Source organism: Bradyrhizobium sp. UFLA05-112 (assembly GCF_053572325.1).
The window spans coordinates 1-26,420 of the sequence record NZ_JBANBK010000104.1 but is presented as its reverse complement, the minus strand read 5'-3'; the positions used below and the strand labels follow the sequence as shown (position 1 = coordinate 26,420).

The window sequence follows — 26,420 nt, the reverse complement described above, 5'->3', positions numbered from 1 at the left end:
GCTTGCTGCATGGCGCTGATTCTCCCCAATCAAAAACGCCAGACATCCCCCAAACTGCATCAAAAGTGAGTCAGAGCGAATATTGCAGGCCGAATGACAGCACGGCTCTCGATAGAGCTTGACGGCGTCCCGTTTGGGGCAATTTTGTCACCACCTCAGACAGGGCGGGCCCAACTGACTGATTTCAATTTTGATCATCCATTAGTGAGGCCCGCACTTTATCGCGATGAGTATGAGGATGAGGACGCCTACAAACTCGCCGCTAGCTTTTCCCCACTCGAAGAAGAGATAACTAGCCTGGCACGCGAGGCTGCGGCGGACCGTTCGACACTGGATACACCGGACGACAAACTGCGCATCGCGGTGAGAACAATTGCAGGTGCTCTGCCGAACGTAGATGGGGACCTTGCGCTCGATATTCGCGATCCCGATGCGAAAAAGGCGGAAATCGAAGGACACACGCTGCGCGTAATCGGGCTGCGCTCACTCCTTTCGGAAATGATTCTTGGGCCGGCCCGGATCATTCGTAATTATCTCGGGCGGATGACCTATATCGGGCCACTCCGCGAAATTCCAACACGCAGCTATCGGCCGCAGGTGACGCCGGATGAGGCGCGGTGGGCGCAAGGACTTGCCGCGTGGGATCTCCTTTACGCGGATCGAAAGGGTGACCTTATGCAGGAGGTTAATCTCTGGATCGCCGGCGAGACCCCTCTCCACACCGGCTACCGGCTTGAGCGCGTCGAGTTCAAGGAAGTGCCGGTGCCGGGTGTCTTTCATCAGATATTTGAACGCGGCCTCAACGATGACGATATCGGCGATCTTCAAGAACTCTATCAGAGCCTGCCAGCCAGGACAGAGATAGCATTACGTGATTTCCAGAAAGGGATTTTGGTTGCGCCCAGCGATGTTGGAGTTGGAATATCAAGATGGTGCCAGTCGTGGTGGCGTCGCTACGCAAGAACGAAGACATCTTAGCCATTGAACAACCGGAACTGCACATTCACCCGGCCATCCAGGTGGGAATTGGTGACTTGTTCATACGAGCCATACAACCGGATCTGGAGGGTCTACCGTTCGGTGGTAAGACCCTCCTGATTGAGACCCACAGCGAGCACATACTGCTCCGGCTGCTACGTCGTATCAGGGAGAAGACTGACGATGAGCTACCGCCTGGTGTGGCAGGACTTACGCCTGAGCAGCTATCGGTCATCTATGTCGAGAGCGACGGACAGGGCGTTCGCTTCCGGCCGTTGCGTGTGGATGCAGAAGGAGACTTTCTCGATCAGTGGCCTAGCGGCTTTTTCGAGGAGCGCGCCGGGGAGCTCTTCTGATGCTCTACGAATATGCGGTAGAGCCTGTAGCGATTGGATCAAGCTGGCAGAACTTCCGCTATCTTTTCGAGAAGTTTGGTTTCGACCGAGGACGGTTGATATCGCGCTTTCCCGGAAAGTGGGAGCGCGACGTTTACGCCGCAGCAAATGCAATGAAGCCCCTTGAACGTGCACGCTTGGAAGTCGCCCTCAGGGAAGGGAAGCAAACGAAATTCATCCGGTCTGGACGACCATACGATCCTGCGCTCGGAACTTGGTTTCAAAATGCTGTCGCCCAGCACGCTGTTGCACCCTTTCATGCCATGATCTCAGAACACAACCCGGCCGCGGTGTCAGGCGTGATCACTGTCGATGAGGTGGACGAACAGCATCCACTCATGATGTCGTCGCATACGTGGGAAGTCGAACGTGTCGGTACCACACTTGCCGCAGCCATGCGTCCACTCCTGACATCCGCCAAAACTATCCTATTTGTTGATCGGTTCTTTGACCTGAGTAAGGCCCCTTATCAGGAGACATTAAGGGCTTGCCTTGACGTGATCCGCGCCACTGGTGGGAATGAAGTGCGCTGCGAGATTCACTTTTGCGATCACGATAAGAGGCCACCACCTGAAATTATCGCGCGTGAGGCCCATAGATGGATTGATGGCATGTTGCCCGCAGGGATGTCGCTACTGCTCTTCGGATGGAAGGAACGGCCAGGCGGCGAAGACTTCCACGCGCGAAATCTACTGACCGACATCGGCGGGATAAGCGTCGAATCCGGGTTCTCAGCAGAAGGCGCGCATCAAAAAGTCCAGTTCGGTCTACTTACACCTGATCTCGTCAAAAGCAAATTGGATGCTCTGGTGCGAACGTCCGCCGTGTACGAGTTGGTTCAGCCCGTGCTGGAAATTCGTTCCGACGGCAGCGTTCACAGCGCCTGATCTCAACTCTCGCAGCCGCAATCTAAGGCGGTATTCGGAGAGCGGACCGTAGTTCAATGGTACGACACTTTGCATAGACAATTATTTATTATTTGGAATACGCATGTCTTCAAAGTCGAAGCGACCGCATGATCGGAAATGGCTGTTGGCCACTGCTAGAGCTGTTGCCGAGCAATTGAAGCAGCAAGGCAGAGGAACGCGACTTGAAGTCCGTCTCCCACGCGGGACTGCCAGAACCAATACTGACGGATGGAGTGTGATCCTGGGAAACCTCGGAAGGGGTCAGCCCAAGTTGGAGATATGGTTAGACCGCTTCTCTGGATACCCTGATCGCAAATTGTGGGCGTGTTTCCATTCAGAGTCGCGGCAGCAGATAACCTCTATCACTAAACGCGTCTCTCGAAAGTTATGGCCGGTTCGAACAGTCACGCCTGATGACACAAATGGAACTGCACACCTGTCGTTAATGGACCGATTGAGAGGCTCAGAGTTTGGGGTGCCTATCCTTGAGAAGTACCAAGGAGGGCGCACCTTCTACGGAGTTTACGACCCGACCCGGGAGACAAGCGAGCGGGTAAACCCCCATTTTTGCGCGTCGCGCTGTTGCTTTTTTCCAAGATGTCGCGGGGACCTTGCCGCGCACGAAATCTAGCGATGATGAGCATGATGTTTATCTGTATGAAACTCGAAAACGCGTGGCTTCGCATCTCAAACGAGAACGAAGTCGATACTTGGCCACCCAATGCAAAATTCGCGACAACTATCGGTGTCAAGTGTGCGAATTTTCATTCGAGAACGTCTATGGCAAGCTGGGGAGTGGATTCGCGGAAGCGCATCATGTCGTTCCACTCGGCCAGTTGCGCGACAAAGTGAAAACCCGAGTCGAGGATCTGATCACCGTTTGCGGAAACTGTCACCGGATGCTGCACCGGATGCCGGGAAAGCACGATGACCTAACGAAGCTTAAGCGCGCGATTCGTAAAGCCTAACGTTTCGTCGGTTGTTCTCGCGGGATGTTGTTTCGAGAAGCCGCCCGAGTCCTCTTGCCATTTGTGTTAGGCCTCCTGCTGGCAGCAGAATGGGGAAATTATGCGCTGTCCAACTGCGTCTCCGCCTGAAAAATCCGGTCCCTGATTTCGATGTTGAACTTTGAACCGTCCTTGCCATGAGTGATCTGCGCATGACAGTTCGGACAGATCGCAGCAACATTTGCCGGATGATCGCTGCCGTCGTCTGCCAAGGCGACCAAGTGATGAATTTCCAGATAGGGCTCGCCGTTGCGACGAATGAAAGGGGCTGGTTTGAGGCATCCTTCGCATGTGCCATTCGAGCGAGCGAGGGCATATTCCGCCATTAGCCTGCTGCGTTCGCGTCGCATCGCATCGATGAGCTTACTCGGCACATCATCGACGATATTCTCATAAGCTCTTCGCCTGAGCTGAAGAAATCTCTCAGCAGCCGATTTCGGAGCGGTCTTGATTGAAAAATATTCGTATGCACGGCCGCTAGTCGTGCCGGGCTGCTGTCGGGCGAACACAAGTTTCTCAGCATCAGGTTGCTTTACCCGAAAAATGGTGTGGTTCTCGGCTCGCAGATACAGCGGTCCATTGGGGGTGCCGTCGCCATGATGCTTTTGCCGAACGTGTACGTCCGCTCTAAAGCGTGTCCCAATTGGGTTTTCTTCACGGAGATGCCTCGGAAATTCGACTTTCAGCCAGCCTGGCAAGACATCTACTGGTCGAACCCGGGGTCGGCTTACATAACCGTGTCTGAAAGTCTCAAGAAGCACCCCCTCGAAGAAGTCTCCTTCCTTGGGATCAATCTCATCCATGAGTATCCCCGGCATTATTGACGAGCTAATGCGACAACTATACCCGCATCCCAGAAAGTCCCAAATGCCTGGTAACGCGGATTGTACGATCAGGCCAGTGACGGTCCCGCCACCACCGTATCGCATTAATTAGCAGCCGCGTCAGATTTTTCTCAGCCCTGATTGGCAGCGAAATTGTCGAAGCGTCACGTGTCATCGAAGGCGTGCGTGACCATCCAACGAGCAAAAGCGCTCATCGAAACGACGGGCTTAGTATCTCAAGGCTTCGTCTTCGCCAAAGTCCCATTTGAAGTCGGCGGAGCTAAACAGACTTACCAACCCGACCTCATCGACATCACTTGCCCTAAAATTCCGACACGACTGATCAAAAACGTAATAGTCAAACCAGCAATTGATCAGCGTCTTTCGTTCGAGCACAAATCCGCCCGATTGAATGGAAAATCGAAACGTCGCAAGGGCTTCATGCCAACGACCAACGTCTGAAAACTCGTAGAGATTAGCTTCGAGGAAATACTTTCCGAGTGGCTGAGGATGACGGCCGAATGGAACGGGCCAGCTACCGGACATGAGATCCCTTAACGAATAGGAACGCATCATGGCGTCAACAAGCTGGGAAGCACATGGAGTGATTAGCTTCTCAAGTGAATTTTGGAGAGCTTGCATGGTACGTTTTCTTGGTGGCTCAGAAGGGCAATTTCAAGTTTAGACCTTCAAGTGGCAGCTACCGTGCGATGACGGTGAATTAGGCTGGTCCCACCGCGTTCGCGCTGTCCGCCGCGAATTTTCCTGCATACCATGTACGGATGATTAACCCGTCATCTGCAAGAAAAAACTCGCCTCCTAGGACTTCAGCACCTTCCTCCACTAGTCGCTTTTTCATCGCATCCTCTCCCGCTATGGTGACTCTCGCGTTGGGATAGGGCGGAGGACCGACAATGCTTTCCGGATAACGAACAGCCCATTCAAATTGACCAAGTGGGTAAGCACTTTGAATCTGATCACGGCGTGATAGTGGGCTTCTTGAAAAACCTACCTTGATGATTGTCAATCCCTCAACTTGGTCGGCTGGCCGTCCTAGATATGCGGCGGTGTCCCCCTTCAATTCCAAAATATAAAGATGCTTCGGCCCATCGGTTTCGCCGACCCAATACGGTCCCGTTGCTGGCGGCACTGCGCGACTGGGCGACAGAGCCGTTGCAAGTTGGCGGAGCGTAGCGTCGATTTGGCCTGTTTGTCCGTAGACAGGCGTTTCGTAAACCTGAAGCCGAAAAAGACTCTGCGCTTCGGGCTCTAACATTTTCACGCCATATGAACCTATAAACTCCGGATTTGAGTCGCTGTATGTGGTCGGAAACAACTCTTCGACCGGCTTCCAGTCTTCCGGAATGATTCTCCACGCTCGCGTCGCCCGAACGGCAAACAGCCACTTGCCCCTATATTCCGGGTCACTCTCTTTCTCCGCCCATCTGTCGCCTGAAATGAACTCGCGCGCGTGTCCCGCCTGATGTGACACCTCAAGAACGCCGACGACTTTGCCTCGCATCTCTTCAGGGCCGCGCCCTTTGGTCACATAGATTGCAACCAACGTTCCCGGCCTAGATAGCCTCAGATAGCGAGAGCGCCTTGATTCGTCCGCGAAACCGATGCAACCCCAGTCGCTGGGATCGAATCCCCAAAAGGATGTCAACCACACCTCCCGACCAGCGGGAACCTGTTCAACTACCGCGCTCAGTTCAGGCACGCTTGACCAGTCGAACGCAAACACGCTTTCTTGGGCTTCATGGATATCGCGGTACGCGTAGTCCTTTGCAACTTGTTCGATAACATTTGGCGGCGGGTGTTTCTCTCCTCTCTCGACCAAGATTGCCGTTAGAGGAGGAAATCTGTTGTCCAGCATGTAACGGACAATCACATCAAGATTTCTGCCCAGCCCGCGTCCTGTTGGATGAGACCACCCAACTGCTTCGCCTACCTCTTGATAGGTTGTTCTTGTGCGCCTCTTCGCTCTCTCAACAAGAAAGCGCGCGATGTCCAATTGAAGCGGGTCCAATGGTCGATCCCCCAAGCACCCACGAGCACACCATGTTAGACCGTGGGGAAACATCACCATGTTCGATCATTTCAGGTGAAAAGTCACGTGCTAGCCTCGGGCATCGAGCACGCCCTACGGATCACGCGTTTTGCAGCGGCCTGTATACCTCTCGGAGCACGCGGCAGGACGTAGCCGTGGGTCGAACTTGGTACAAATTCACCAAAGCTTACCAAGAGCTCGGTCGGAGCCCTTCGCCAGAAAGCGTTGCACATGGGGATAGGACTGGGCCACCGGCGATAACTGCTGATGCACCGCGCTGTAGCTGCACGACGAGAAGAACACGCCGCGCGGCCGGAATAAGACTAACCGGCCGGGCGGCGGAGCGGGAACGGCTCCCACCAACGCGCCCCCGCATCTGTAGGATAGCAGCCCACACAAAATTCGCGATTTCTGGAGTCATCTCCGAACATTTCACCCTTCTTCAAAGGCTTAGACTGATCTGCTATTTTTCGAATCACGCGGCGAGCCCGCGCGTCTGGAGGGGTGGAATGTCATTTGCGGAAGAGTGGGACGCTCTGGCTAACCGAATACGTTCGCTCGGCGAGGTTGCCAGACTGTTTGCGCAATTCGCGGCGTCTAACGCCTCCGATACTTATGGGATAGCGAAAGATTTGGGCGATCAATGCGAAGCCATACTGCGGGAAATTGCGTCGTTCGAATCGGTGCACCATTCGACGCTGCCTAAGGAAGCGCTCGATTGCGTGAATAGATTCTTGAACGGGCATCCGGCAAAAGTCATTAGCACCAAAGGGAGCTCTCGCGAAGTCAAGGCCAGCGTCTCCTTTTTATTATCGTTTGAATCCGAACTGACATACGCGCTTTCGGGAAAGCAGGAACTTCTTCGATCAAAGACGGAGCGAGCATTTCTTCATCTTCAACGCACCTTGGCGGTGGACAAGCAACATCAACAGAAGTGGAAGGATGCCTTCGCTAGCACGCGCGGCGAAGAGGCCTGCGAAAAGCTCGGCGCAGTTCACTTGCTTTGGCATGGGATATACCCATTCAAAGCTGGTGCCGCTGGCGCGACGACCGATTTGATATACCAAGAGCCAATCGACACTTCCATTGGAAGACGCGGTATTGACGGCTTGGTGCTAACAGAATGGAAAGTGGCCGACGAAAAGACCGCTAAGACTCGTTTTAGAGAGGCGCGTGATCAAGCCCAACTCTACAAGGGCGGCCTCTTGGCTGGCCTCGAACTAGCACAGTATCGCTACGTGGTCGTAGTAACGTTGCTCGAATTGCCGAAGGCCTTGATACCGGACGATGTACGGATTGGCGACGTTATTTATAGACACATCAATGTCGCGATAGAGCCTCGCTACCCTTCGCAACAGGCCCGCGCGACGGCTAAGAAGAAGAGCTAGGCAAATTTTTCGGAGGAAAAGGGCGGGTATTAGATGGTTGACGTTTCTGCGATTGCCGGGATGACGAGCGCCCTGCGGAGCGCGACGGACATAACGAAGGCCATGCTAGACTTGCGTGACGCCGCGATGATCCAGAGCAAGGTGATTGATCTGAACACCAAGATTTTAGAGGCCCAGAGCGCCGCATTTGCCGCGAACGAGGAACGACGGGAACTCTTGCAAAAGCTCGAAGCGCTAGAGGCTGAAATCAAACGGCTGAAAAATCTTCAGGGCACTGGAGAGCGATGCCCAAAGTGCGGACGGCACGAATTTCGCGTAGACAAGATCGTGCCCAGCAAAACGCCGTTCGGACGATTGGGCGCTCGCGATCACCACATGAAATGTGACGCATGCGGCTTGGAAGATGTTCGGCTCACAACCCCAAACGCTTAGCCCCCCAAATTCGCCACAACCCAAGTCCACTTGTGGCACTCTCCTGCTCTATAGGCAGGAGAGCGGTGCCACAGAACGGGATGGACCGACGTGTGGCACCTGCCACACACTGTCAAACGCCACCCGGAACTGCCCCCTTTGCGTCATGAAGAACTGCCCCCACCATCGGGTTATGATCTTGGTTGAAGGTTGCTTCCGCCGGTGACGGGACGGAGGGAGGCGGAGCCGACCGGAGGGCCGTCACCGGCGGGCGGCGGCTTGATGAGGCCGCTCTTCCGTTTGGCGCGGAGCCGGTAGCTGTCGGCGCGGATAGTCAACACGTAGCTGTGGTGCAGGAGCCGGTCGAGGATCGCGGTGGCAACCACCGGATCACCGAACACGGCAAGGTACCCCTATTCTTGACCGGGTCGTGTCTCACGTCACGATTACCGACCCGCATCATTTTCTGTTTGGACGGCGGCTTGCCGTCTTGAAGGAACGATCGGGGCGCGGTCCCGCCTACATTGTTGTCGCGCTGCCGGATGGACGGCGGCGGGGGGTTCGGATCGCGTCGACAGATCTCGCTGAGCCGCCAAACTGCGCCAGCATTGCCGACCTGCGGCGCATCAGCGCGCGCACGCTCATCCCATTGATGCAACATTTGAGCGCGAGTCTGGGTCTTCTCGACGAGAAGGTGATTCGCGATGACCCACCGACCGCTTCCAGGTCGCGTTGCGTATCGACCCCTGCCGACCTTGGCAAATCCACCCGGCCGTCCAACGACCGACATTCCGCGCCTGTGGCCGAATCTGTCGACCGCGACGCAAACCCAGATTGCTCAAACGATCGCCGCGCTGATGCGGCGAATGCAAGCGATCCCCGGCACGCCCGGAAGGGGACTGGGTCGTGCTGATCAGATCGAACATCGCTGACGAGCGGCTCACGACCGCACACCGAGCCAAGTTGGCCTATGTCTACGTGCGGCAGTCATCCGTAAACCAGGTGCGCCAGCATCAGGAGAGCACAGAGCTACAGTACCGTCTTGTCGATCGTGCCATTGGTCTGGGCTGGCCGCCCGAGCGCGTCCAGGTGATTGACGAGGATCTGGGCAAATCCGGTGCTGGCGGCGTGGATCGTCATGGTTTCCAGAAGCTCATTGCCGAGATCGGCCTTGGCAACGCCGGTCTTGTGGTGAGTCTCGACGCCTCGCGCTTGGCCCGCAATAACCGGGACTGGCATCAGCTTCTCGAGCTGTGCTCGGTATTCGGCGTGCTGATTGCGGATGGCGAGCGGCTTTACGATCCGCGCGCCTACCACGACCGCCTGCTGTTGGGCTTGTCCGGCATCATGAGCGAGGCGGAGTTGCACCAGCTTCGGATGCGCCTTCACCAAGGGGAACGCCAGAAGGCGGCGCGAGGCGAACTGCGGTTGCCCCTACCAGCCGGGCTCGCCTACGATCGCGCGGGCACAATTATTCTCAATCCCGATGAGGAGGTGCAGGCCCGCCTTCGCCTTGTGTTCGCCAAATTCCAGGAACTGCAAAGCGCCCGCCGTGTGATGCGTTACTTGGACCGGAACGGATTGTCATTGCCGGTTCGGCTGCTTGGACCATCTCCACACGAGGTCGTCTGGCGTGCCCCAGATAACGTGCGCGTCCTTAGTATCCTTCAAAATCCGGCCTATGCTGGGGCGTATGTTTATGGCCGCCGGCAGAAGGATCCGAGCCGATGCCGGCCGGGATCGCTGACGGGAACGGTCAAGGTGGCGATCGCGGATTGGGCGGTTTGCCTCCACGCCGCCCACCCAGGCTATATCAGCTGGGAGGAGTTCATGGCCAACCAGGGGCGACTGGCAGATAACCTCTGTCGCTATGAGGCAGGACACGCTGGCGTACCGCGCAAGGGAGCAGCCCTGTTACAAGGACTTGCGATCTGCGGCCGTTGTGGACGGCGCATGAGCATGCGCTACACGGGCCCGAATGCCGACTATCCGGTCTATTGCTGCCGCTCGGATCGGGACCAGCAAGGCAGTGCGCTGTGCCAGGAAGTTCGGGCCTTGGCAGTTGACGCGCTGGTCGAGCAGGTGGTCCTCGACGCCCTGATGCCCGATCAGATTGAGATCGCGCTCGCGGCGGCGGGCCAACTGGAGCAGGAGAGCTGTCAGCTCGAGCGCCAGTGGGCGCTTCGCGTGGAGCGCGCCCGCTACGAAGCCGAGCGCGCCCGGCGTCAGTATGACGCCGTAGAGCCCGAGAACCGTCTTGTGGCGCGCTCACTTGAGCGGGCTTGGGAAGAGAAGCTGCGTGTCGTCGAGGCGGTCGAGCAACAGCATGAGCGTTGGCGTGTGCAAGAGCCGCTTCTGATCGGCCCGGCGGAACGCGCAGGCCTACAAGCGCTCGGAGAGAACCTGCCGCGGATTTGGAACGCGGCCACCACGTCGGCAGCCGATCGCAAGCGCATTCTGCGATTTGTCATCCGCGAAGTCGTTCTTGATCAAAAGCGGACCCGAGGTCAGGTGTGGCTCAAGATCGTCTGGCAGACCGGCGCAACCAGCGAGCATCACGTTCAACGGCGCGTTCACACCTACCGCAACTACATCGACCTTGACCGGTTGCGGCGACGGATCGTCGAGTTGAATGCTGAACACAAAATGGATGGCGAGATCGCGGCAATACTCAATCAGGAAGGCTTCGTCGCGGCCCGAGGCTGTGCCTTCAAAGGCGAGAACGTCTGGGTGTTGCGTACCCGCTGGGGCATTCCCACCGTCAAAATCAACGGCGTGGACAAGAATCCGATGCGCTGGCCCGACGGTAGCTTCTCGATTCAGGGCGCAGCGGCTGAGCTTGGAGTAACCCCGCAAACGGTGTTCGATTATCTCGCGCGCGGATTGCTGGCAGGTCGTCAGTTAACCAAAGGCCAGCCGTGGCAGATCGAGCTCTCAGACGAACAAATCAGTCAGCTTCGCAATCAGGTACGACGCACCAAGCGTTCGAAGAAGGAGGCATCATGAAGTCATCGGGTCGGCGAACACGGTGCCCCATTCGGCAACGCTGCGGTTCGACGTGATCAGCATGGCACCAGTTTCGTAGCGCCGGCTGACCAGTTGGAAGAACAGATGGGCCGCGTCGGGTTCCAGCGGCAGATAGCCGAGCTCGTCGACGATCAGTAGCTTTGGCTTCGACAGCGCGAGTAGTTTCTCGTCCAGGCGCCGATCGCCATGCGCCTTGGCAAGGCCAGCGACCAGCGTCGTCGCCGTGGTGAACTGCACCGTATACCCGGCCAGGATTGCCTCTCGCCCGAGCGCGATCGACAAGTGCGTCTTACCGACGCCCGGCGGGCCGAGCAGCAGCACGTTCTCTCCGTTGGCGATCCAACGTGACGCGGCCAGGTCGCGGATCTGCTTCGGATCGATCGACGGCTGCGCCTCGAAGTCGAAGCCCGCAAGCTCCTTCACGGCCGGGAAGTGTGCAAGCTTCAGCGCCATGTCGATGCGGCGATGATCCTTGCGCGCGATCTCACGTTCGCACAGCAGGATCAGCGTCTCACGCGCCGACAGGTTTGCGCGCGCCGCCTCGTCGAGCAAGCTATCGAGCTGATCGCGGATGCCGGAGAGCTGCAATCGCGCCAGCATGGCATCAAGGGGATCAGTCGGTACTTCGGTTGCCTTCTTTGCGCGCGTCATCAGAAGCTTCCCCCGATCACGGCTTCATATTCGGCAAGAGGACGCAACAACGAAGGCGGTGGAGACGACCCCGGCACCGCCGCCGCAATCTCCGGCCGGAGGACCGCGCCATTGCGCCCGGCAACACCATCGAGATGGGCGGGATCGACGATCCGCAGCCGGCGCCCCTCCGATTGCTTGTGGACCGCCACCTGGTGCAATCCATGGCGGATCCGCACCTCGCCGGCCGCGACCGTTACCGCCACGCGCTCACCAATTAGGTGCCACGGCACCGAGTAACAGTTCGTGTCGATCTCGATGGCGCAATCGTTGCCGACGACCCGGGTTAGTTCGCGCAATGATCCGAACGAGGGCTGCCCGCCGAGCGGTTTCAACCGGTGTGCCTCGTCACGCGCGAAGCGGACGATCGGCGCCTCGCCGGTCGTGCCGTGGATACGCACGTTCGCCACCTCACGCTCCCACTTGGCGAGATGCGCCTCGAATGCCTCCCAACTTACGAAGGAATGCCCCGCGATCGCGTTCTTCTTCACGTAGCCGACGCCATTCTCCGTCTTACCCTTCGTGCGTGCCCGATATGGCGCGCAGGCGCGTGGACGGAAGCCCCAATGCTTCGCAAACGCGATGAGTTTGTCGTTGAACTGAACCGACCGGCTCACCGCGTCGTGGCGCACCACGAGCGCGCGTGGATTGTCCATCAGCACTTCCTCCGGCACGCCGCCGAAGGTCGTGAACGCGCTCTCGAGCCCGGCAAACCAGTGCTCCTGCTTCTCGGCCCGGAACGCACGCACATGCAGCCGTCGCGAATACCCGAGCGTCGCCACGAACACGAATGCCTTGATCTTCGTGCTGCCGATCTCGACCAGGCGCTCGCCGAAGTCAATCTGCAGCTGTCGCCCCGGGGGCGTCTCGAACCGCGTCGTCGCCAGCGCCTCCGCTTTCAGTGCCTGGCGATAGGGCTGCACGGCGCGTTGCAGCGTTCGCCGGCTGACTGCCACGCCTTCCTCGGCCAACAGGTCCTGGCGCACTACATCCGCATTGCCGCGATGCCGAATGAACCTCTCGCGCAGCCAGCCTTCAAGGCCATCGAGCCGCTTCGGGCGCTCAGGCGACTTGAACGGCTTCACCCCGCTCGCCGCCACGTAGTCCTTCACCGTGTGATGGCTGCAGCCCAGCTGCCGCGCGATCCGCTTCAGACCCCACCCGCACGCCCTCAGGCGCAACATCTCCGCCACGTCATCCGGCGTCTTCATCACCTGCCCCCGTGGATCACTCCACGACGAGCCTCTAGTGATTCGTTCCTCGTTCATTCGCTCTCTCCTCAGCTATCCGAGGAGGGGGCAATTCCTCATGACGCCGAGGGGGCAGTTTTCCATGGCGCGCGACATACTTCACGCGCCGGACAGATTCCGGCATTCCCAACATCATCGGAGAAAGCAACCATGTCGGTTGAACGGATTCGTGCGCTCAATGATCAGCTTCGAAAGACCCTTATAGGCGGCAAGGCATTTATGACGCCGGGTATCGCCGCACTCGGACCAGAAGCCGTTCAGCGTCTCGTGACGGCTATTGCGACGTTCGACGATTTCTGTATGGCCAACGATCCGCACGGCGAGCATGATTTCGGGATGTTCGAGTTTGAGGGCTCGTCCATTATCTTCAAGATCGAGTATTTCGACGCGAATTTCGAGTTTGGTTCACCTGACCCGGCCGACCCCGCTGTCACTCGGCGGGTGATCACCCTGATGCTGGCCGAAGAATATTAGGCGGCCGCTGGGCGGGCCAACACCACCACTAGTCAGAAAGAAGTTTCGTTAAAGGCACGGTAAGCGCCTCAGCGATACGGGCCATCACCAACAGGCTGGGGTTGCGTTTGCCTCGCTCGATCCCGCCCATATAGGTCAAGTCGATCTCGGCTTCGAACGCCAACTTCTCCTGTGTCATCCGTCGTTGCTGACGGATCTTCCGAACATTCTTCCCCAACACCGCGCGCCAGTCCTGCATTGCAGGATCGAGCACCATCGGGCATATAGTCTCTAGGGATTATAGTCCCTATTCGTATCAACCTGTGCGGGCGCGCGCCAACGAAGCATCGAAAGGATCGCACAATGTCCAGCGCCGAAAGCTCTTACCAGCAAAGCTTTCTTCAACGTGTTTCTACCCCGTTATTTCTTGTTCTGTCTCTGCCCCTAGTCTTCGCCGGTACTACCGTGTCCGTCCTTGCGGCTATGATCCTGTGCGTTATCGCGGGTGTTGAGAGTTCAGACTTGCAAGCCCGTCTAGGTTTGGCCGCCACGCTTATCGGCTTTGTTGGATCAATCTATCTGCTGATAAGAGCCAGACGCTCTCCGCCTTCGCAGCGGCAATCGCGAACAACTGCAAGCGCTCCGCCGCCTTTGCCCACTGCCAACGCGCTCCAAGACGACATCCGCCGAAGCAAAGAGTCCGCTGAGGGCGACGGGCACGAGGCGACAGCCGAACCAGATAGGGAAGACATCGAGGACGATATTGATCAGATTTCCATCGATTCAAATCGAATAGTCGATTGGCTGAAAGTCTGCACCACGCCGGTCTTGATCGCCTTCAATGCCTCCATCGTCTTTGTCGGTCTCGCTGCGACACTCTCGCCGATGTTTGGAATGATCGGATTTGTTGTCGTACCAATAGCTTTTGTTTCTGCTTTAACGTCCCACCTCATGGGTACCCACTTTAACGTTCCCGGTGATCGGCTCTCTTACCCCTATTTTGCGTGGCGGCTAGGATTGCCGGCATTCACGACGCGAATGCGCAGACCATCAATAAACGTGGGGTCGATGTTCTGGCGAGCTTGGGCGAAAAGAATCCAAAATACAAAACTGTGCATCACTACCATGTGAATCTGTCGGGAGATTTTGGTGCACGACGCTTGATGTTCCGCTCCAAATTCAAACGCGATCAATTTCTGAGCATTCTGCGAACGATCCGGCCTGAAGTGCGGATACCGCGGTGGTCCTGACAGTGAGAATGCAAATGCGCTTTTTTCTAACCATACTTCTTGTTCTGTCTTTGAACGCGGCACAGGCTGAACCGACCGAAGTCAAGATCGCGTGGAAGGGCGACTACGCTCACAATTCAAGCAAGCACTGGTCGAAGGATAATCCCTATGACAGCGGCTTCAGCAAGAACTTCAAGAACGGCACGCCCCAAGAGTTCGGCGACGTGCAGAAGGAAGGCGAGTTGAACGCTTTCGTCTACTCGCCGAAGGATGCGAAGGGGTCGGTGCCGTTCGTGGTTGTCATGCATGGTTGTGACGGCATGAGCACGGCGGAGAAAGAGTGGACGGCGCGCGTCGCCGATGCACTCAACAAGGAAGGCTTCGGCGCACTAGTGCTAGACAGCTTCACCACACGTTACGTGGATAACAGTTGCGGCTTGCCGGACTTGCACTGGGGTAGGCGTCGCGCGGATGACGGCTACTCCGCTCTCGATTACCTAATCGAGAAGAAGCTCGCTAAGGCGAATGAAGTCTATATCATGGGCTACAGTAACGGGGGTACGACGGCACTAGTGTCGATGACCACACAAGAGTCTGATCATCCGCATCACTTTGCGGCGGCATTCGCAGTTGCTCCAGGCTGTAGTCCTTCTTTGCAGCATTCCGCCCTTTATACCGGCCCGATTTTGATTTTTATGGGCGATAAGGACGACGCAAATAGTCCGGATTGGTGTCGAGAACGGACGAAGAAGAGACGATCAGTTCCGGTGCAGATGATTGAGTACCAAGGTGCCAACCACGGTTTCGTGCTCGACGTGCCGTCGCACGTTGGCGATCATGGCTGGGCTCTGACCTACAATCCAGTGGCGGAGAAGGACATGATCCAGACGATCACCGCCGCGATCAGGACGAAAAAATTCGCCAAAGGCGTGGAATCCCGATGAGGATTAGGCCGTCGCGGAGAGTTAGTTACTCCGGCTCGCGGTTGGTGTCGGCGACGGCAAGAAAATTGCCAACAAAGCGGCAAAGCAGAGGTGTTCAAAGTAGCAGGGTTATCTTGGCAGATTGGCTGGCAATGAAAAAATTCCAGATGTCTTGACCCTCTGGACAGCCCGCTCGCGGACCGCGCGAGTAGCATGATCTACAAATGCCAGGATCTTTGGACCCGAACACTCGTGGTGTTCGACCGGTTTTGGACCTTGAAAATCCAAAACCAGTTGCTGTGGACAAGTCTCAGCGGGGCCTTGCTTTGACATTCCACCACCATCCCGATGATTCGTTAACGGGCAGTATCTTCTTTTGCTTCCAGGTCTGCAATCACTTTTGATTCGTATTCAACAGGCCCGTCTAATGGCACCCGGAAGAGGGGAACGGCCAGTTTGGGTGATTGTCGAGCGAATTTACCCTCGATCTTCCGGTCTGACTTCTTCTTAAATAAGGTCAAATAGTGCTGCGGAGCTACGCCGTCATACTGTCGAAATACGACCCGTTTCTTATCCTCGGGATCTTCGCTTATGGCATCATTATGCAGAGCTATCGCTAAGCTTTTTCTGTAGGGTTCGATATAGACTACGGACGAAATGCCTGCGGCAACTATGTGCCGCGCGCAATTGTGGCAGGGGTACGTCGTTGTGAACAACGTTGCTCCGACGAGAGAATGCTTTCCTTCGCGCGCAACTGCCAATATCGCCTCCATTTCCGCATGGACAGCGCGCGAGAACTCGGTCAGATCATCAACCTCATTTCCTCTGAGTAGTTCACGAACTTGGGCCTGCGTCGCATCCTCTTTGAGCAAACCGGATGAAGCAATCGCTTTTGCGATACTCTCCGATATTCCGGAGCGGCGTATATCGTTATGACAAATTTTCATACCCCACTTAAAGCACCGATGATCCCCGTCTTGGATGCTTTCTTTTTCAGGGTCCCAACGAAACTGATCATCCTCCGTGTATATGCCGCCCTTAAATTTAGGTACGTCATTCCAACCCACTGAAATCAATTCCCCGGAAGACGAGATTATTGCTGCTCCAACTTGCCGAGACATACAGGCCGAGCCCGCCATCGCTGCGGTCGCTTCGTACATGGCTGACTCGTGTCGAGTGGGAGTATGAATATTGGTGTCAAACACAATTTCCAAATACCGTTGGAGTCTTCTTTCGAGTTCATCAGGTTTCTTGTCGTTGCATATGAAAAAATCCGCTTGAGTAAAAATCTTTCGCGTATTCTGGCCGAAAGTAGCAATTTCGCCAGCATCTCGGCTGATGACCGTACGCACTTCGCTGTCCACAGCTCCATCGTTCAGCAAGCGCTGTTTGCGGATTTCGTCGGGCGCAAATACGCCGATAACGCACAATGTCTCGCGGTAGATTTGGCGAAGCAACTCGAGTTCTTCTAGGTTCTTTATTGAATCAATTATGTAAGCTCTTCGTCCAGGCAACATCGCTCCGTTTGCTGCATACCCGTTTTTTCCTTGGCGATATTTGGCAATGCTTTCGACAGCTTTCTCGGCAAGGTAATTGCTGCCAAACTTTTCGCGGAGCTTGTTTCCGGCGTTTTGCATATGTGTGATGTACTGGCTCAGCGGGGCAGGAACTTCGCCGATAGATACCCGGTGCGCTTCGTTTCGGATAAAACTGCTCAACTTAATGACGGGCGCAACGTCGTACCCGAACTGATGGGTCAGAATCTTTTCGATGAATGCCGCAGAGGTAGAGACCCCCGAACCGACCGGACCAACCAGCGCTATAATTAGCTCCTCGGACAGTCTGTCGGATATGTCGGCTGCTAACGTCTTTTGGTCAGCAGTTGGCTTTCTTAGTAAAACTGGCTCTGGCATTATTCCCCCGGGCACAACCTAATAGTGATCATTAATCCAAATTCCCGGAAAGCCTGTAAAGGTCTTTGACACTGGGCGCTTACTTCTCGGTTGGGACTAGAGGCCAATCGGCTTCCAAATAGCCGCGCGAGAATTGCGACGACGACGCACAATCGGGGATAGCCGCCAGTACATCATCCAACGTGCCAGAAGCGCATCGGTGGGATCGGGAACTCGCAAGACACGGGCGGAACAGCTCCGCGCGCGGCTTGCCATGCCTGTCGGTGGCGACAAGGTGGCGACATAGCCAAAAACAAGAAAGCCGCCCCGAAGGGCGGCTTTCTGAAAACCTCATAAAATCAGAGGTTTATTTGGTTGCGGGGATAGGATTTGAACCTATGACCTTCAGGTTATGAGGCCGACGGTCGGAAGGAAGCGAAAAGGGCCCCCGGGGGCATCCCAGATCATCGAAGCGATTCGTCCTATTTGTACGCCACAGCGACCCAGCAGCCATACCTGCGCAATTGATTTCTTTCTTGCTAGAGCAGCCTACGATCTTATCGCCTCAGACCGAGTCCTCGTTCGGGACCGACCGAGGCATGAGCGGCGAGGCATGAGCGGCAAGGACGAAAAGACTCCGGTTGAACCGTTAGGGTTGTCAAGCAGTCGGAAAATGTCATCTGCCACTAACCGTCGTCGCAAGAACCGTGGCATGCCGCCGCCGGCGACGTTCGATATCGATACGCTGCCGGGCAGCTCCAATTTGACGGCATTGGAGACGGCCGCGATCGTCCGACGCACGCCCGGAGCACTAGAACAATGGCGACGCGATCCGAATCACCCTCTGAAATGGCGCTACGTCGACGGCCGCCCCCTCTATCGTGTCGATGCGGTGCGTGACTATTTGGCCGGACAAAACCACTAAGCCGCTTCGACTGCATAGTGTTCGCGAAGCCGGCCGAGCAGTTCGGCCTTGATTGGATCGAGCGGATTCGTTCGCTGCAGGCGCACGGCCCCGCCGACTCTGATCGCGCCAACCAATTCCGCGATGTAGTCATGAGCTGCTTCAAACGCCATCTTGCGGATGATCCACTGTTCGTCGTGATTATAGACCTGATCGATTCCCAGCGGCTTTTGCCCGACACACAGCCGCTGGATCTCGTTGTCGTAGCCGCAGCGTGACATGACAGTGCGGAGACTGCGCCTCAAGTCATGCATGGTGAACTTGGCGGCACCCGACTCCTTGACCAGCCGGTTGACCATCTTGGTGAAGCCCGACATCTGGCCGCCGGTCTTTGGTGATGGGAAAACATAGTCGGACGTTGCGCGTTGAAAATGCTTCGCAGCCGCAAGCACCTCGTCAACGAGGCGCGTGCGCGGCACATCGTGGTGTAAGCCCATCTTGGTCCAAGCCGCATCGAACGTGACGCGGTCATCCAAGATGTGCTTTTGCCACTCGATGATGGTCGGCTCGCTCCGGCGCGCGCCGCCGAGCAAGCACATCCTTGTCAGGAGCCCAAAAGTGCCGAGCTTGCCGGACGCATGCCAGACCTTGATGATTTCTTCATCACTCAGTGCGCGGCCCTTCGTTCGGCGTCCCACCCTCTGCGCACGAGTTTCCTTGGGCTCGCGATAGCCAGCGAGCACATTGTGGTCGACATACCCCTCGCCGACGCACCACTCGAGGAACGTGTGAGTGTGCTTGCGCAGGTCCTTGGCCGCGCCGCGCTTGCCGGTCTTGGCGACGCGGTCGACCGCAGCCATGATTTGCCGCCGCGTCAGGTCGCCCACGCCGCTCTCGGCGTGCTGCTTGAGCCCGCGCCGCAATGCCGACATGGCTGGCTTCCAGTTGACGACCTGACGTCCGGTCAAGGACGTCTGGTAGGGACCATCTTCGACGATGAGGTCCGCCAGTGTGGTGCGTTGCTTCTCGGCTGCCTGTTGCCGTCTCGCCTCGCGTTTCGCATCGTTGGGGTCCGTGCCCTTGACCACCTCGCCGGCGGCGATGGTGGCCGCCTTGCGCGCGGCCTTCTCATTATACTTGGGCCACGAGCCGAGGGTCTTGCGCTGGGTCCCCCTCACCCCCGGCTTGGTGAAGAGGAAGACCCAGGTCCGGCCGCCCGTGGCGCGCATGCGCAGGGCGAGACCGGGCAGCTTGTCGTCGTGCAGATAATGCTGCGTCTTGCCGAGCGGCAGCGTGGCGTTGCGGATCACCGCATCGGTTAGAGTTAGCTGGTTGGTCGGCTCTGGCATGACTCTTCCCCCGCCTTTTGTGCCCCGGGTGTGCCCCGCGAGGGGAAAATCGCGCCCTATCAGAACCGGCCCTCCGAGCTTCACTGTGTGCCCCAAAAAGGAAGGACCGAGAGACCGTAGCTCGGACCCTCCCTCATTTTTGTGCCCCAAGGGAAAAATTTGAGGGGGCACAACAGGGGCACACAAAATGCAGTATGGCCGCTTATGGCTCACTGAGGCTTAAACAGCCATAAGACACTGTAATAAAACGAATTATTGCGACAGAACTATGGCCACGTGGGGGCCGCTTGGATCTACAGATTGTGGTTCACACGGGAGAGGTCCAAGGTTCGATCCCTTGTGCGCCCACCAGAGCCCCCACCAAATCAAAAGGTTAGTGAAGCGGCTCCCCAGCGGTAGTACCCAGAATCGGGCGGGCACCACCCGGGTACTATTGTAGCCAACAACGCGTAAGCGAGATCAGCGACACGGCTGCTCAACCCCGACAACTCTCGGCCGAGTTTTTGATATCGGTGGCTTACCGTTCGCGTTAGGGCCGACGTCCCTCTCCTTCTCCCCTTGCGGGAACCGGACTGACGGAAATAATCTAATAAATACAATGGCGTTGTCCTGATGTGTCCGCCATTGTGTCCCGATGTCCCGATCCGCCGGATTCTCTAAGAAGGCCGCTGATACGCCCGAAGTCCGGGCCGGTGCTCTGTAGCACAGGGCCAGGGAAAACGCTTGGGCGGGCCGCGCTACGGCCTTGCCACCACCGTGGCGTCCCCGTCCGCCGAAGCCTCTGGGAAGTTCGTAGCACCGAGGCCGGAAAACGCGCAAGGCGGGTCGCACTGTTGATCTAGGTCAAGATTGGCGGAGGCGGCTGGTCAAACGTCTTGCGCGATCCTGCTTTAGGAGCGGGAATGTCCTTATTCGAGCCGAACGAGCCGAGAGACCCCTCGCAAACGAAAGCCTACCAAAGATGGAAGGGCGTTCTTGCTGTTCTGGGAATTGTCGCGTTCATTTTCGCTCTCCTCACTCTGCTGGGTACTTTCAGCTAGCTCATGTCTCGTGCTTCTGATGCGCGTTTGGCGGCTTGAAATGCTTGAAGGCGACGTGGCGGCGGAGCGAAGGATGCTGCGATATAGGGAGTGCAACGCAATGACTGCGAACACGACAAGGCGTGCCTTTGTGACGGCTATCACGGGCGCAGCAATCGGCTCGGCGACCGGAGCGACAATGGCGACGGCGCAAGGGGCCGCCCAATCCACGAATGTTCGATTGTTCATCGCCATCATCGAACGTGGCTTCAATCAGGGAGATCTGTCCATTGCTGATGAAGTGTGCGCTCCAAAACTGTCTGAGCACGAATACCTCGCCAAGACCGATGTTCTCGGTCCAGAGATTTTGAAGGATCAGATCCAAACAGCTCGCGGCAACATACAAGGGCTCACGCTTACGGTTGAAGACCTCGTCGAGAGCGGCGACAAGGTCTGGGGCCGAAGCACAGCGACCGGAACACACCGGCGCTCAGGCAAACCAATTAGCATGACCGTCATCGACATATGCCGATTTGAAAACGGAAGGCTAGTTGAGCATTGGGGAGTGCCGGATCGCTTTGCGATGCTTCATCAGGCCGGAGCTTTGCCGCCGCCCAAGCAATAGCTGGTCCGAGCTTCCGGTTATGGCCTCAAAGCGGTGGTCCAGGATTGTCCCTCTCTCGCGTGCTCCGGGGCGCTACCTTTCAGAACCAACTCGCGCCATCGTTCATTTGCCGCCGAGTGGAAATGGCCAATCTTTAATTTGAACGGTGACCTGCCTTGAGGCAGGTGACGCGCATGACCCACCGTACAAGGCCCGCTGCCAAATACCGTTCGATGGCATCCGCTTACAGGGATCAAACAAGGCAGGCCGGGATCTCAGAAAAAAGAGCGTCCCTTCTGACGAACATAAGCCGGACTTTCAGCGGTCTGGCGAGCCAGCTTGAAATGCTCGAAGCCGACGTGGCGGCAGAGCGAAGAGCGCCGCGATAGGCAGTCCACCTATTGCAGCGAAGTCTGACGTGCCGTTTATACCAGAAACTGGCGCCGCATCGTGTGTGGGTAGGCCAAGCCATAGCGGTGAAAGGCTGGAGTTGTCGAACCCAGACAAATGGCCATGAGAGAAGTGCCGCTAAGTCCGCGCGAGAAGCGGCTCCTGAGGCGCTTGGCGGCTGGGAAGAGTGATGCTCAGATCGCCGAGCGAATTCGCGGGACCGCCAAGCAAGTTGCACAGCAGCGAGCCCGGCTGCTCGCCAAGCTTGGTATCGACTCGCAGGCCGAGATCGCGGTCGCCGCCGAGCGACTGGCAAGCTGGAGCACCTACAAAGGCTTAACGTAGGTGCCCACGGCGGGTCTCTAAGACCCTTCCTTCAACCTCGCGGTCATCTCGCGCTCGACCTCGTCACTCAGCGTGCTGAGGTGCTGGGCCAGTCTTGTGAAAAAGTCGCGCTTTCGGGGATCGGTCGCCAGATCGCTGATCAACCTGCACTCGGCCGCGTCCGCACGGAGTTTTTCCAGGTGCGCCCGATAGTCCTTCATCGCATGCCCTCTGCTGCGTCGCTCAAGGTGAGCGCGGTTCCGCGCTTTGGGGGCAATGGGGCGAAAAACGCGGGACCGCGCGAGGCCCGAAGGCCTACTTTGACAAACAACGCCTTGCGTCGATCGACCGTTCCTTTGGAACTGTGGGGAGCGCGCCGCTTGCTGAACCTATGCGGTGGGGCCTCCGACGTTGAGCAGTTGCGATACTGCGGTCACAAGTTGCGCAGGCGCGAATGGCTTCTTCAGGAGAATGCTGTTTGGTACGCCCTCAGACGCCCAATCATCGGCAGCAGCGCCCGTCATGTAGACAATGGGGAATGCGGGATCGATTTGCCCAATCAGCCGCGCGATTTCCCAGCCTTTCATCGGCCCCTTGAGGTTGATGTCTGTTACGAGCGCCGAGTACTTGACCACGCCGCTCTCTATCATCCTGGCCGGAGGCAACCGTCGTCAGGTCGAAGCCTCCTTCCTTCAAGGCTTCATGAACGATTTCCTGTAACGGCAGTTCGTCCTCAACGACGAGGATGATCGGTAGCTCTGGCACTTCCCCCTCCTCGCCGGGAGCGACAAGGTGGTCCCGTCCATCCCTGCAACGCAATCGGGCAAGAAATGTTCAAAAGTGAACTTTAGGCCCGGCGGGGTCCTCTGGGCCGCGAGAAAATGCGGGGTACGCGCGACCGACCCCATCTGCTGCGAGGAAATTCGTGATTGCAGTTACAGGGAAGCTCCGTCGCCTATCCCATGTCCGGTATGCCCCCGATCGTGACCAAATTTCGTATCGCCGCAAATGTTGCGAAGGGCAGACACACGTCGCGCGATTGAACATGTCCCGCAACTACTGAGCTCGCTTCCAATTAACTTCAGCGGTGCCTACAGTTGGTCCGAGAGGAGCCATCAGCCTGAGCCGATCTCCGGTAATCGCAAAAATGCGTTTTTGATCGGTACCATTCCAATTGGGGAACGAGCTCCCGTCGATATGAATAGCAATGGTGCGATCCGCCTCGTTTACCGAGTAAGTCCCAAAATAGGTGATCGTCCCTTGCGCGGTTGCTTTGTTTTCCTCGACCGAACCCTCTGAGGCGCTGTTAATTGCATAGTTGGCACGGCCTGAGCGCATCACCGTGATGATGTAGTGCCCCCCGGCATCAAAAAAGGCGCAGCCTATTGGTTCGCCACCAAACGTAGACAGTTTGCTACCATCCGGGCGCACAAGCTCAAACGAGACAAGAGACCAAGCTCCCAACAGTTGCTCGTTCATCGACCTTTGCTGACTGATAGCGCCGCTCGGCAACAGGGTCAGCCCTGATATTACCACTGCAGATATGCCCGTAATGATACCCCGATCCATAGCATGCTCCTTGAGTGGAGGCGGAAGGTCTAAAACTGTATCCCACAATCGCTGTGCCAGCGACCGTTTCCCCAATTCCGTCAGGATGTCGCGTTCGGGTCATTCGCGACCCAGTTGAACCAGCGGTAAGTCCGGGTATCGTCCGCTATGCCGCCGGAAGCTGAAGTGAGCTATCCTGCCGCGACGCAACAGGAGCGAACCTGATGACCGAGACCGTCACCAATGATCGCCCGCCCGTCGCCTCTCGGCCGCGCCCTAGAAAGCCCGCGACCGTCAGCGCGTCGGCTCTGGCGGTGCACCTCGATTGCAGCCGAACCTACGTCGGCAAGCTCGAAGCTGAAGGCGTGATCCAGCGGCAAGGCGACGGCTTCCTGCTCGACCAGAGCCGCGTTGCCTACCTGCGATACCTGCGGCGGAACGACGACAATCGCCGCGCAGTGAGGCAGACGTGGATCACGTCAGGACCAAGCCCGAGATGCTGCAGTTGCACGAGAAGCGGCGCGAGCTAGTCCGCCGGGACAATGTCGATGCCCTGATTGATCAGCTTGCTGGCATCACGCTGACCGCCCTGTCGAGCCTGCCTGCGCGGTGCGCACCGCGTGGCGATCTGGCGACCCGGCAGCATCGAGCGGGTTGTGTTTGAGGTGCGCACGGAAATCGCAAACCTCTGCCTCCAGAAGGCCGACGAGAGCGGCGAGCCGCTCGACCCGTGACCTTCGACCGCGCCTTCGGGCGCTTTCTCGCTCTGGAAGTGTCCAAACCCCTGTGGTTTGATGCCCAAAGTGCATCAGCGAGGGCCTCCGTGGTGGGCGGGCGCGTCGAGCGGCGATTGGCGGCGGTGCTGGCGGCGGATGTCGCCGGTTATTCCCGGCTCATGGGGGCCGACGAAGTCGGCACGGCCCGAGCAGTCCGCGAGCATCGCGTCGTCATCGATGCGCTGGTAGCAAGGCACGGCGGTCGTCTTGTGAAGTCCACGGGGGACGGTGTGCTGCTTGAGTTTACCTCGGTGGTCGATGCAGTCGAGTGCGCAATTGCTGTTCAGGCAGTGATGGCCGAACGGAACGAAGTGGTGCCGGTTGATCGCCGGATGCTTTTCAGGATCGGGATCAACCTCGGGGACATCCTGATCGAGGGCGACGACATCCTCGGGGACGGTGTCAACGTCGCGGCAAGATTAGAGGGCATCGCGGAGCCCGGTGGTATCTGCATCTCGTCATCCGCCTACGAACAGGTTCGCGAGAAGGTCGCGGTCGAGTTCACTGATCTTGGCGAACAGACGCTCAAGAACATCGCGCGGCCAGTCCATGCTTATGCGGTTGGTGTTCGTGCGAACGGCGCTCAGCAAATCAGCCCCCTGACAGCTTCTGCTCCGCACCTGTCCATCGTGGTGCTACCGTTCGCGAACATCGGCGGCGATCCCGAGCAAGAATACTTCGTGGACGGTGTGACCGAGAGCCTGACCACGGATCTATCCCGCATCTCGGGTGCGTTCGTGATCGCGCGCAACACGGCGTTTACGTTCAAGGGCAAGGCCATCGACGCAAAAAAGCTGGGGCGCGAACTGAATGTCCGCTATGTGCTTGAAGGCTCGGTGCAACGTGGCGGCAATCGCTTCCGGGTGAACGTGCAGTTGATCGATGCCGAAACGGGTAACCACCTGTGGGCCGAGCGTTTTGACAAGCCTGTTGCCGACGTTTTTGACATGCAGGATGAAATCGTATCGTGGCTCGCCAACGCTCTAAATGCTGAACTCATAACCGCTGAGGCGCGACGCTCGGAACGTTCATCAAATCCCAACTCGATGGACTTGTACTTTCAGGGCAAGGCTTGGTGGAACAAAGGGCTTACTCCAGAACATATGGCAAAGGCGCGGAGCCTTTTTGAGCGTGCGTTATCGCTAGACCCTCTAAATATCGAAGCAATGGTGGGTGTGGCGAGTGTTGATATGGCGGTTCCGGGGGCCTTCATAGCCGATGATCGCGCTGCAAGGCTTGCTATGGCAGAAACAATTTTAATGAGGGCATTGTCCCACGTGCCGAACCATGCGTTTGCCCATATGCTCTTGGGCGCCGTTAAAATGTATACGAACCGCGCGGCTCAAGGCTTAGCGGAATGCGAACATGCGTTGGCACTGGACCGTAATTTGGCCGACGGACACAGCTTCATTGGTCTCGGTAAGTACTTCGTGGGGCGTGGTGAGGAAACCGAAGCCCACATCCGTGAAGCGATCCGCCTCTCTCCTCGCGATGTCGTCGCTTTCCGTTGGTTTCTGGTGGCCGGGTTCGCGAAACTTCAGCTGTGTCACGATGCTGAGGCCGCAAGCGCGCTACTCCGGAGTATCGAGGTCAATCGAAACTATTCCTTTAGTCATATTTCTCTCGCTGCCGCCTTAGCGCTGCTGGGCTCGCTGGACCAAGCGAAGGCCGCAGCAAAGGCAGGGCTTGCACTCGACCCAACCTTCACCATTCGTCGGTTTCACGATGGCGCATCGACCGACAATCCCGCATCTCGCTGGGCGTGAGCGCATCTGCGAGGGGATGCGGTTGGCCGAGGTGCCTGAGGGCTGATGAGTTCACAGCTTGAGGTTCGGCCCTTGGTCGTGTCCGTTGTATCCGATCTGTTATCCACCGCGATCCGTAGCGGCTTGCCCGCCCCGGATCGCTCGTCGCATCCTCTCGCCATGGGCACCAAATCACGCGAGACTATTTACGGCGCGTCGGTGCGGGCGGCGGCAGAGCGGGCGACGGAAGCACGCCAGGAAGCCGACCGGCTCGCCTGCCAGGCGTGGAATAGGCGCATGTGCACGCGCGAAATGATGCTCCTTGGACAGTTGCCT

General features: G+C 57.5%; 25 protein-coding genes and 3 pseudogenes. 17 read left to right on the top strand and 11 right to left on the bottom strand.

What is annotated here, in order from left to right; translation table 11 throughout:
- The first annotated feature begins 93 nt into the window (after positions 1 to 93).
- The 4 genes from SO180_RS37150 to SO180_RS37135 all read left to right on the top strand — a co-directional run bounded on the left by SO180_RS37150 (position 94) and on the right by SO180_RS37135 (position 3,249).
- On the top strand, positions 94 to 978 hold the full coding sequence (locus tag SO180_RS37150; RefSeq protein WP_449383761.1) for a hypothetical protein: 885 nt from the start codon (positions 94 to 96) through the stop codon (positions 976 to 978).
- Positions 930 to 1,334 carry a DUF3696 domain-containing protein gene (locus SO180_RS37145; RefSeq protein ID WP_449383760.1) on the top strand — a complete coding sequence of 135 codons (405 nt, stop codon included), beginning with the start codon at positions 930 to 932 and terminating at the stop codon, positions 1,332 to 1,334. The genes SO180_RS37150 and SO180_RS37145 overlap by 49 nt, the downstream gene beginning before the upstream one ends.
- Positions 1,334 to 2,260: a hypothetical protein gene (locus SO180_RS37140; RefSeq protein WP_449383759.1), complete on the top strand. Its 927-nt coding sequence runs from the start codon at positions 1,334 to 1,336 to the stop codon at positions 2,258 to 2,260. Before SO180_RS37145 ends, SO180_RS37140 begins: the two co-directional genes overlap by 1 nt.
- A gap of 695 nt (positions 2,261 to 2,955) precedes the next feature.
- The gene (locus SO180_RS37135) at positions 2,956 to 3,249 is read left to right on the top strand and encodes an HNH endonuclease (RefSeq protein WP_449383762.1); all 294 of its coding nucleotides are present in this window, start codon (positions 2,956 to 2,958) and stop codon (positions 3,247 to 3,249) included.
- A 98-nt stretch (positions 3,250 to 3,347) separates the two neighbouring features.
- Here the strand turns inward: SO180_RS37135 and SO180_RS37130 are convergent, their stop codons facing one another.
- Positions 3,348 to 4,091: an HNH endonuclease gene (locus SO180_RS37130; RefSeq protein WP_449383758.1), complete on the bottom strand. Its 744-nt coding sequence runs from the start codon at positions 4,089 to 4,091 to the stop codon at positions 3,348 to 3,350.
- A 207-nt stretch (positions 4,092 to 4,298) separates the two neighbouring features.
- On the opposite strand from SO180_RS37130, the gene SO180_RS37125 reads away from it, so the two are divergent.
- Entirely contained in the window at positions 4,299 to 4,574 is a 276-nt protein-coding gene (locus SO180_RS37125; RefSeq protein ID WP_449383757.1) for a hypothetical protein, read from the top strand.
- A gap of 259 nt (positions 4,575 to 4,833) precedes the next feature.
- Here SO180_RS37125 and SO180_RS37120 read toward each other — a convergent pair whose 3' ends face one another.
- Complete coding sequence (locus tag SO180_RS37120) at positions 4,834 to 6,141, bottom strand: hypothetical protein (RefSeq protein ID WP_449383756.1); 1,308 nt, start codon at positions 6,139 to 6,141, stop codon at positions 4,834 to 4,836.
- Positions 6,142 to 6,671: 530 nt separating this feature from the next.
- On the opposite strand from SO180_RS37120, the gene SO180_RS37115 reads away from it, so the two are divergent.
- On the top strand, positions 6,672 to 7,550 hold the full coding sequence (locus SO180_RS37115; RefSeq protein WP_449383755.1) for a hypothetical protein: 879 nt from the start codon (positions 6,672 to 6,674) through the stop codon (positions 7,548 to 7,550).
- 33 nt (positions 7,551 to 7,583) lie between these two features.
- On the top strand, positions 7,584 to 7,982 hold the full coding sequence (locus SO180_RS37110) for a hypothetical protein (RefSeq protein ID WP_449383754.1): 399 nt from the start codon (positions 7,584 to 7,586) through the stop codon (positions 7,980 to 7,982).
- A gap of 170 nt (positions 7,983 to 8,152) precedes the next feature.
- Here the strand turns inward: SO180_RS37110 and SO180_RS37105 are convergent.
- Positions 8,153 to 8,362: pseudogene (locus SO180_RS37105) on the bottom strand (ATP-binding protein); the annotation flags it as partial.
- Positions 8,363 to 8,867: 505 nt separating this feature from the next.
- On the opposite strand from SO180_RS37105, the gene SO180_RS37100 reads away from it, so the two are divergent.
- The gene (locus SO180_RS37100; RefSeq protein WP_449383753.1) at positions 8,868 to 10,967 is read left to right on the top strand and encodes a recombinase family protein; all 2,100 of its coding nucleotides are present in this window, start codon (positions 8,868 to 8,870) and stop codon (positions 10,965 to 10,967) included.
- Here SO180_RS37100 and istB read toward each other — a convergent pair.
- A pseudogene (gene istB / locus SO180_RS37095) lies at positions 10,965 to 11,639 on the bottom strand (IS21-like element helper ATPase IstB); the annotation flags it as partial. The gene SO180_RS37100 and the pseudogene istB sit on opposite strands and share 3 nt — an antisense overlap.
- Entirely contained in the window at positions 11,639 to 12,946 is a 1,308-nt protein-coding gene (istA, locus tag SO180_RS37090) for an IS21 family transposase (protein WP_449383752.1), read from the bottom strand. The gene istA and the pseudogene istB, both read right to left, overlap by 1 nt.
- A 132-nt stretch (positions 12,947 to 13,078) precedes the next feature.
- Here istA and SO180_RS37085 point away from each other — a divergent pair, with 132 nt between their 5' ends.
- Positions 13,079 to 13,402, top strand: coding sequence for a DUF3768 domain-containing protein (locus SO180_RS37085; RefSeq protein ID WP_449383751.1), 324 nt, complete (start codon positions 13,079 to 13,081; stop codon positions 13,400 to 13,402).
- A 28-nt stretch (positions 13,403 to 13,430) separates the two neighbouring features.
- Here the strand turns inward: SO180_RS37085 and SO180_RS37080 are convergent, their stop codons facing one another.
- Positions 13,431 to 13,658: a helix-turn-helix domain-containing protein gene (locus SO180_RS37080; RefSeq protein ID WP_449383750.1), complete on the bottom strand. Its 228-nt coding sequence runs from the start codon at positions 13,656 to 13,658 to the stop codon at positions 13,431 to 13,433.
- An 86-nt stretch (positions 13,659 to 13,744) separates the two neighbouring features.
- Here SO180_RS37080 and SO180_RS37075 point away from each other — a divergent pair, with 86 nt between their 5' ends.
- Both SO180_RS37075 and SO180_RS37070 read left to right on the top strand, forming a co-directional pair.
- Entirely contained in the window at positions 13,745 to 14,512 is a 768-nt protein-coding gene (locus tag SO180_RS37075; protein ID WP_449383749.1) for a hypothetical protein, read from the top strand.
- Between the two features lie 133 nt (positions 14,513 to 14,645).
- Positions 14,646 to 15,554 carry a dienelactone hydrolase family protein gene (locus tag SO180_RS37070; protein ID WP_449383748.1) on the top strand — a complete coding sequence of 303 codons (909 nt, stop codon included), beginning with the start codon at positions 14,646 to 14,648 and terminating at the stop codon, positions 15,552 to 15,554.
- 335 nt (positions 15,555 to 15,889) lie between these two features.
- On the opposite strand, the gene SO180_RS37065 is transcribed toward SO180_RS37070, so the two are convergent.
- Positions 15,890 to 17,446 carry an anti-phage dCTP deaminase gene (locus SO180_RS37065; protein ID WP_449383747.1) on the bottom strand — a complete coding sequence of 519 codons (1,557 nt, stop codon included), beginning with the start codon at positions 17,444 to 17,446 and terminating at the stop codon, positions 15,890 to 15,892.
- A 592-nt stretch (positions 17,447 to 18,038) separates the two neighbouring features.
- Here SO180_RS37065 and SO180_RS37060 point away from each other — a divergent pair.
- Positions 18,039 to 18,350 carry a hypothetical protein gene (locus SO180_RS37060; protein WP_449383746.1) on the top strand — a complete coding sequence of 104 codons (312 nt, stop codon included), beginning with the start codon at positions 18,039 to 18,041 and terminating at the stop codon, positions 18,348 to 18,350.
- Here the strand turns inward: SO180_RS37060 and SO180_RS37055 are convergent.
- A complete protein-coding gene (locus SO180_RS37055) occupies positions 18,347 to 19,678 on the bottom strand; it encodes a tyrosine-type recombinase/integrase (RefSeq protein ID WP_449383745.1) in 1,332 nt (443 codons plus the stop codon). The two genes, SO180_RS37060 and SO180_RS37055, sit on opposite strands and share 4 nt — an antisense overlap.
- 1,140 nt (positions 19,679 to 20,818) lie before the next feature.
- Between SO180_RS37055 and SO180_RS37050 the strand changes: the two genes are divergently transcribed.
- Together SO180_RS37050 and SO180_RS37045 are read left to right on the top strand one after the other, a co-directional pair.
- A complete protein-coding gene (locus SO180_RS37050; protein WP_449383744.1) occupies positions 20,819 to 21,322 on the top strand; it encodes an ester cyclase in 504 nt (167 codons plus the stop codon).
- Positions 21,323 to 21,808: 486 nt separating this feature from the next.
- Positions 21,809 to 22,036, top strand: a complete 228-nt coding sequence (locus tag SO180_RS37045) for a LuxR C-terminal-related transcriptional regulator (RefSeq protein WP_449383743.1) — start codon at positions 21,809 to 21,811, stop codon at positions 22,034 to 22,036.
- A 17-nt stretch (positions 22,037 to 22,053) separates the two neighbouring features.
- Here SO180_RS37045 and SO180_RS37040 read toward each other — a convergent pair whose 3' ends face one another.
- The 3 genes from SO180_RS37040 to SO180_RS37030 all read right to left on the bottom strand — a co-directional run bounded on the left by SO180_RS37040 (position 22,054) and on the right by SO180_RS37030 (position 23,584).
- Positions 22,054 to 22,236, bottom strand: a complete 183-nt coding sequence (locus SO180_RS37040) for a hypothetical protein (protein WP_449383742.1) — start codon at positions 22,234 to 22,236, stop codon at positions 22,054 to 22,056.
- A 168-nt stretch (positions 22,237 to 22,404) separates the two neighbouring features.
- A complete protein-coding gene (locus SO180_RS37035; RefSeq protein ID WP_449383741.1) occupies positions 22,405 to 22,650 on the bottom strand; it encodes a response regulator in 246 nt (81 codons plus the stop codon).
- A 421-nt stretch (positions 22,651 to 23,071) separates the two neighbouring features.
- Complete coding sequence (locus SO180_RS37030) at positions 23,072 to 23,584, bottom strand: lipocalin-like domain-containing protein (protein ID WP_449383740.1); 513 nt, start codon at positions 23,582 to 23,584, stop codon at positions 23,072 to 23,074.
- A 203-nt stretch (positions 23,585 to 23,787) separates the two neighbouring features.
- On the opposite strand from SO180_RS37030, the gene SO180_RS37025 reads away from it, so the two are divergent.
- The 3 genes and pseudogenes from SO180_RS37025 to SO180_RS37015 all read left to right on the top strand — a co-directional run.
- Positions 23,788 to 24,093 (top strand): hypothetical protein, encoded by a 306-nt coding sequence (locus tag SO180_RS37025; protein WP_449383739.1) that lies wholly within the window; start codon positions 23,788 to 23,790, stop codon positions 24,091 to 24,093.
- Between the two features lie 200 nt (positions 24,094 to 24,293).
- Positions 24,294 to 26,105, top strand: coding sequence for an adenylate/guanylate cyclase domain-containing protein (locus tag SO180_RS37020; RefSeq protein ID WP_449383738.1), 1,812 nt, complete (start codon positions 24,294 to 24,296; stop codon positions 26,103 to 26,105).
- 45 nt (positions 26,106 to 26,150) lie between these two features.
- A pseudogene (locus SO180_RS37015) lies at positions 26,151 to 26,420 on the top strand (hypothetical protein); the annotation flags it as partial.

Coding starts and splice junctions, on each gene's coding strand:
- SO180_RS37150 (WP_449383761.1), top strand. CDS start 94: ATGACAGCACGGCTCTCGATAGAGCTTGACGGCGTCCCGTTTGGGGCA.
- SO180_RS37145 (WP_449383760.1), top strand. CDS start 930: ATGGTGCCAGTCGTGGTGGCGTCGCTACGCAAGAACGAAGACATCTTA.
- SO180_RS37140 (WP_449383759.1), top strand. CDS start 1,334: ATGCTCTACGAATATGCGGTAGAGCCTGTAGCGATTGGATCAAGCTGG.
- SO180_RS37130 (WP_449383758.1), bottom strand. CDS start 4,091: ATGGATGAGATTGATCCCAAGGAAGGAGACTTCTTCGAGGGGGTGCTT.
- SO180_RS37115 (WP_449383755.1), top strand. CDS start 6,672: ATGTCATTTGCGGAAGAGTGGGACGCTCTGGCTAACCGAATACGTTCG.
- SO180_RS37110 (WP_449383754.1), top strand. CDS start 7,584: ATGGTTGACGTTTCTGCGATTGCCGGGATGACGAGCGCCCTGCGGAGC.
- istA (WP_449383752.1), bottom strand. CDS start 12,946: ATGAACGAGGAACGAATCACTAGAGGCTCGTCGTGGAGTGATCCACGG.
- SO180_RS37085 (WP_449383751.1), top strand. CDS start 13,079: ATGTCGGTTGAACGGATTCGTGCGCTCAATGATCAGCTTCGAAAGACC.
- SO180_RS37080 (WP_449383750.1), bottom strand. CDS start 13,658: ATGGTGCTCGATCCTGCAATGCAGGACTGGCGCGCGGTGTTGGGGAAG.
- SO180_RS37075 (WP_449383749.1), top strand. CDS start 13,745: ATGTCCAGCGCCGAAAGCTCTTACCAGCAAAGCTTTCTTCAACGTGTT.
- SO180_RS37070 (WP_449383748.1), top strand. CDS start 14,646: ATGCGCTTTTTTCTAACCATACTTCTTGTTCTGTCTTTGAACGCGGCA.
- SO180_RS37065 (WP_449383747.1), bottom strand. CDS start 17,446: ATGCCAGAGCCAGTTTTACTAAGAAAGCCAACTGCTGACCAAAAGACG.
- SO180_RS37060 (WP_449383746.1), top strand. CDS start 18,039: ATGAGCGGCAAGGACGAAAAGACTCCGGTTGAACCGTTAGGGTTGTCA.
- SO180_RS37055 (WP_449383745.1), bottom strand. CDS start 19,678: ATGCCAGAGCCGACCAACCAGCTAACTCTAACCGATGCGGTGATCCGC.
- SO180_RS37050 (WP_449383744.1), top strand. CDS start 20,819: ATGACTGCGAACACGACAAGGCGTGCCTTTGTGACGGCTATCACGGGC.
- SO180_RS37045 (WP_449383743.1), top strand. CDS start 21,809: ATGGCCATGAGAGAAGTGCCGCTAAGTCCGCGCGAGAAGCGGCTCCTG.
- SO180_RS37040 (WP_449383742.1), bottom strand. CDS start 22,236: ATGAAGGACTATCGGGCGCACCTGGAAAAACTCCGTGCGGACGCGGCC.
- SO180_RS37030 (WP_449383740.1), bottom strand. CDS start 23,584: ATGGATCGGGGTATCATTACGGGCATATCTGCAGTGGTAATATCAGGG.
- SO180_RS37025 (WP_449383739.1), top strand. CDS start 23,788: ATGACCGAGACCGTCACCAATGATCGCCCGCCCGTCGCCTCTCGGCCG.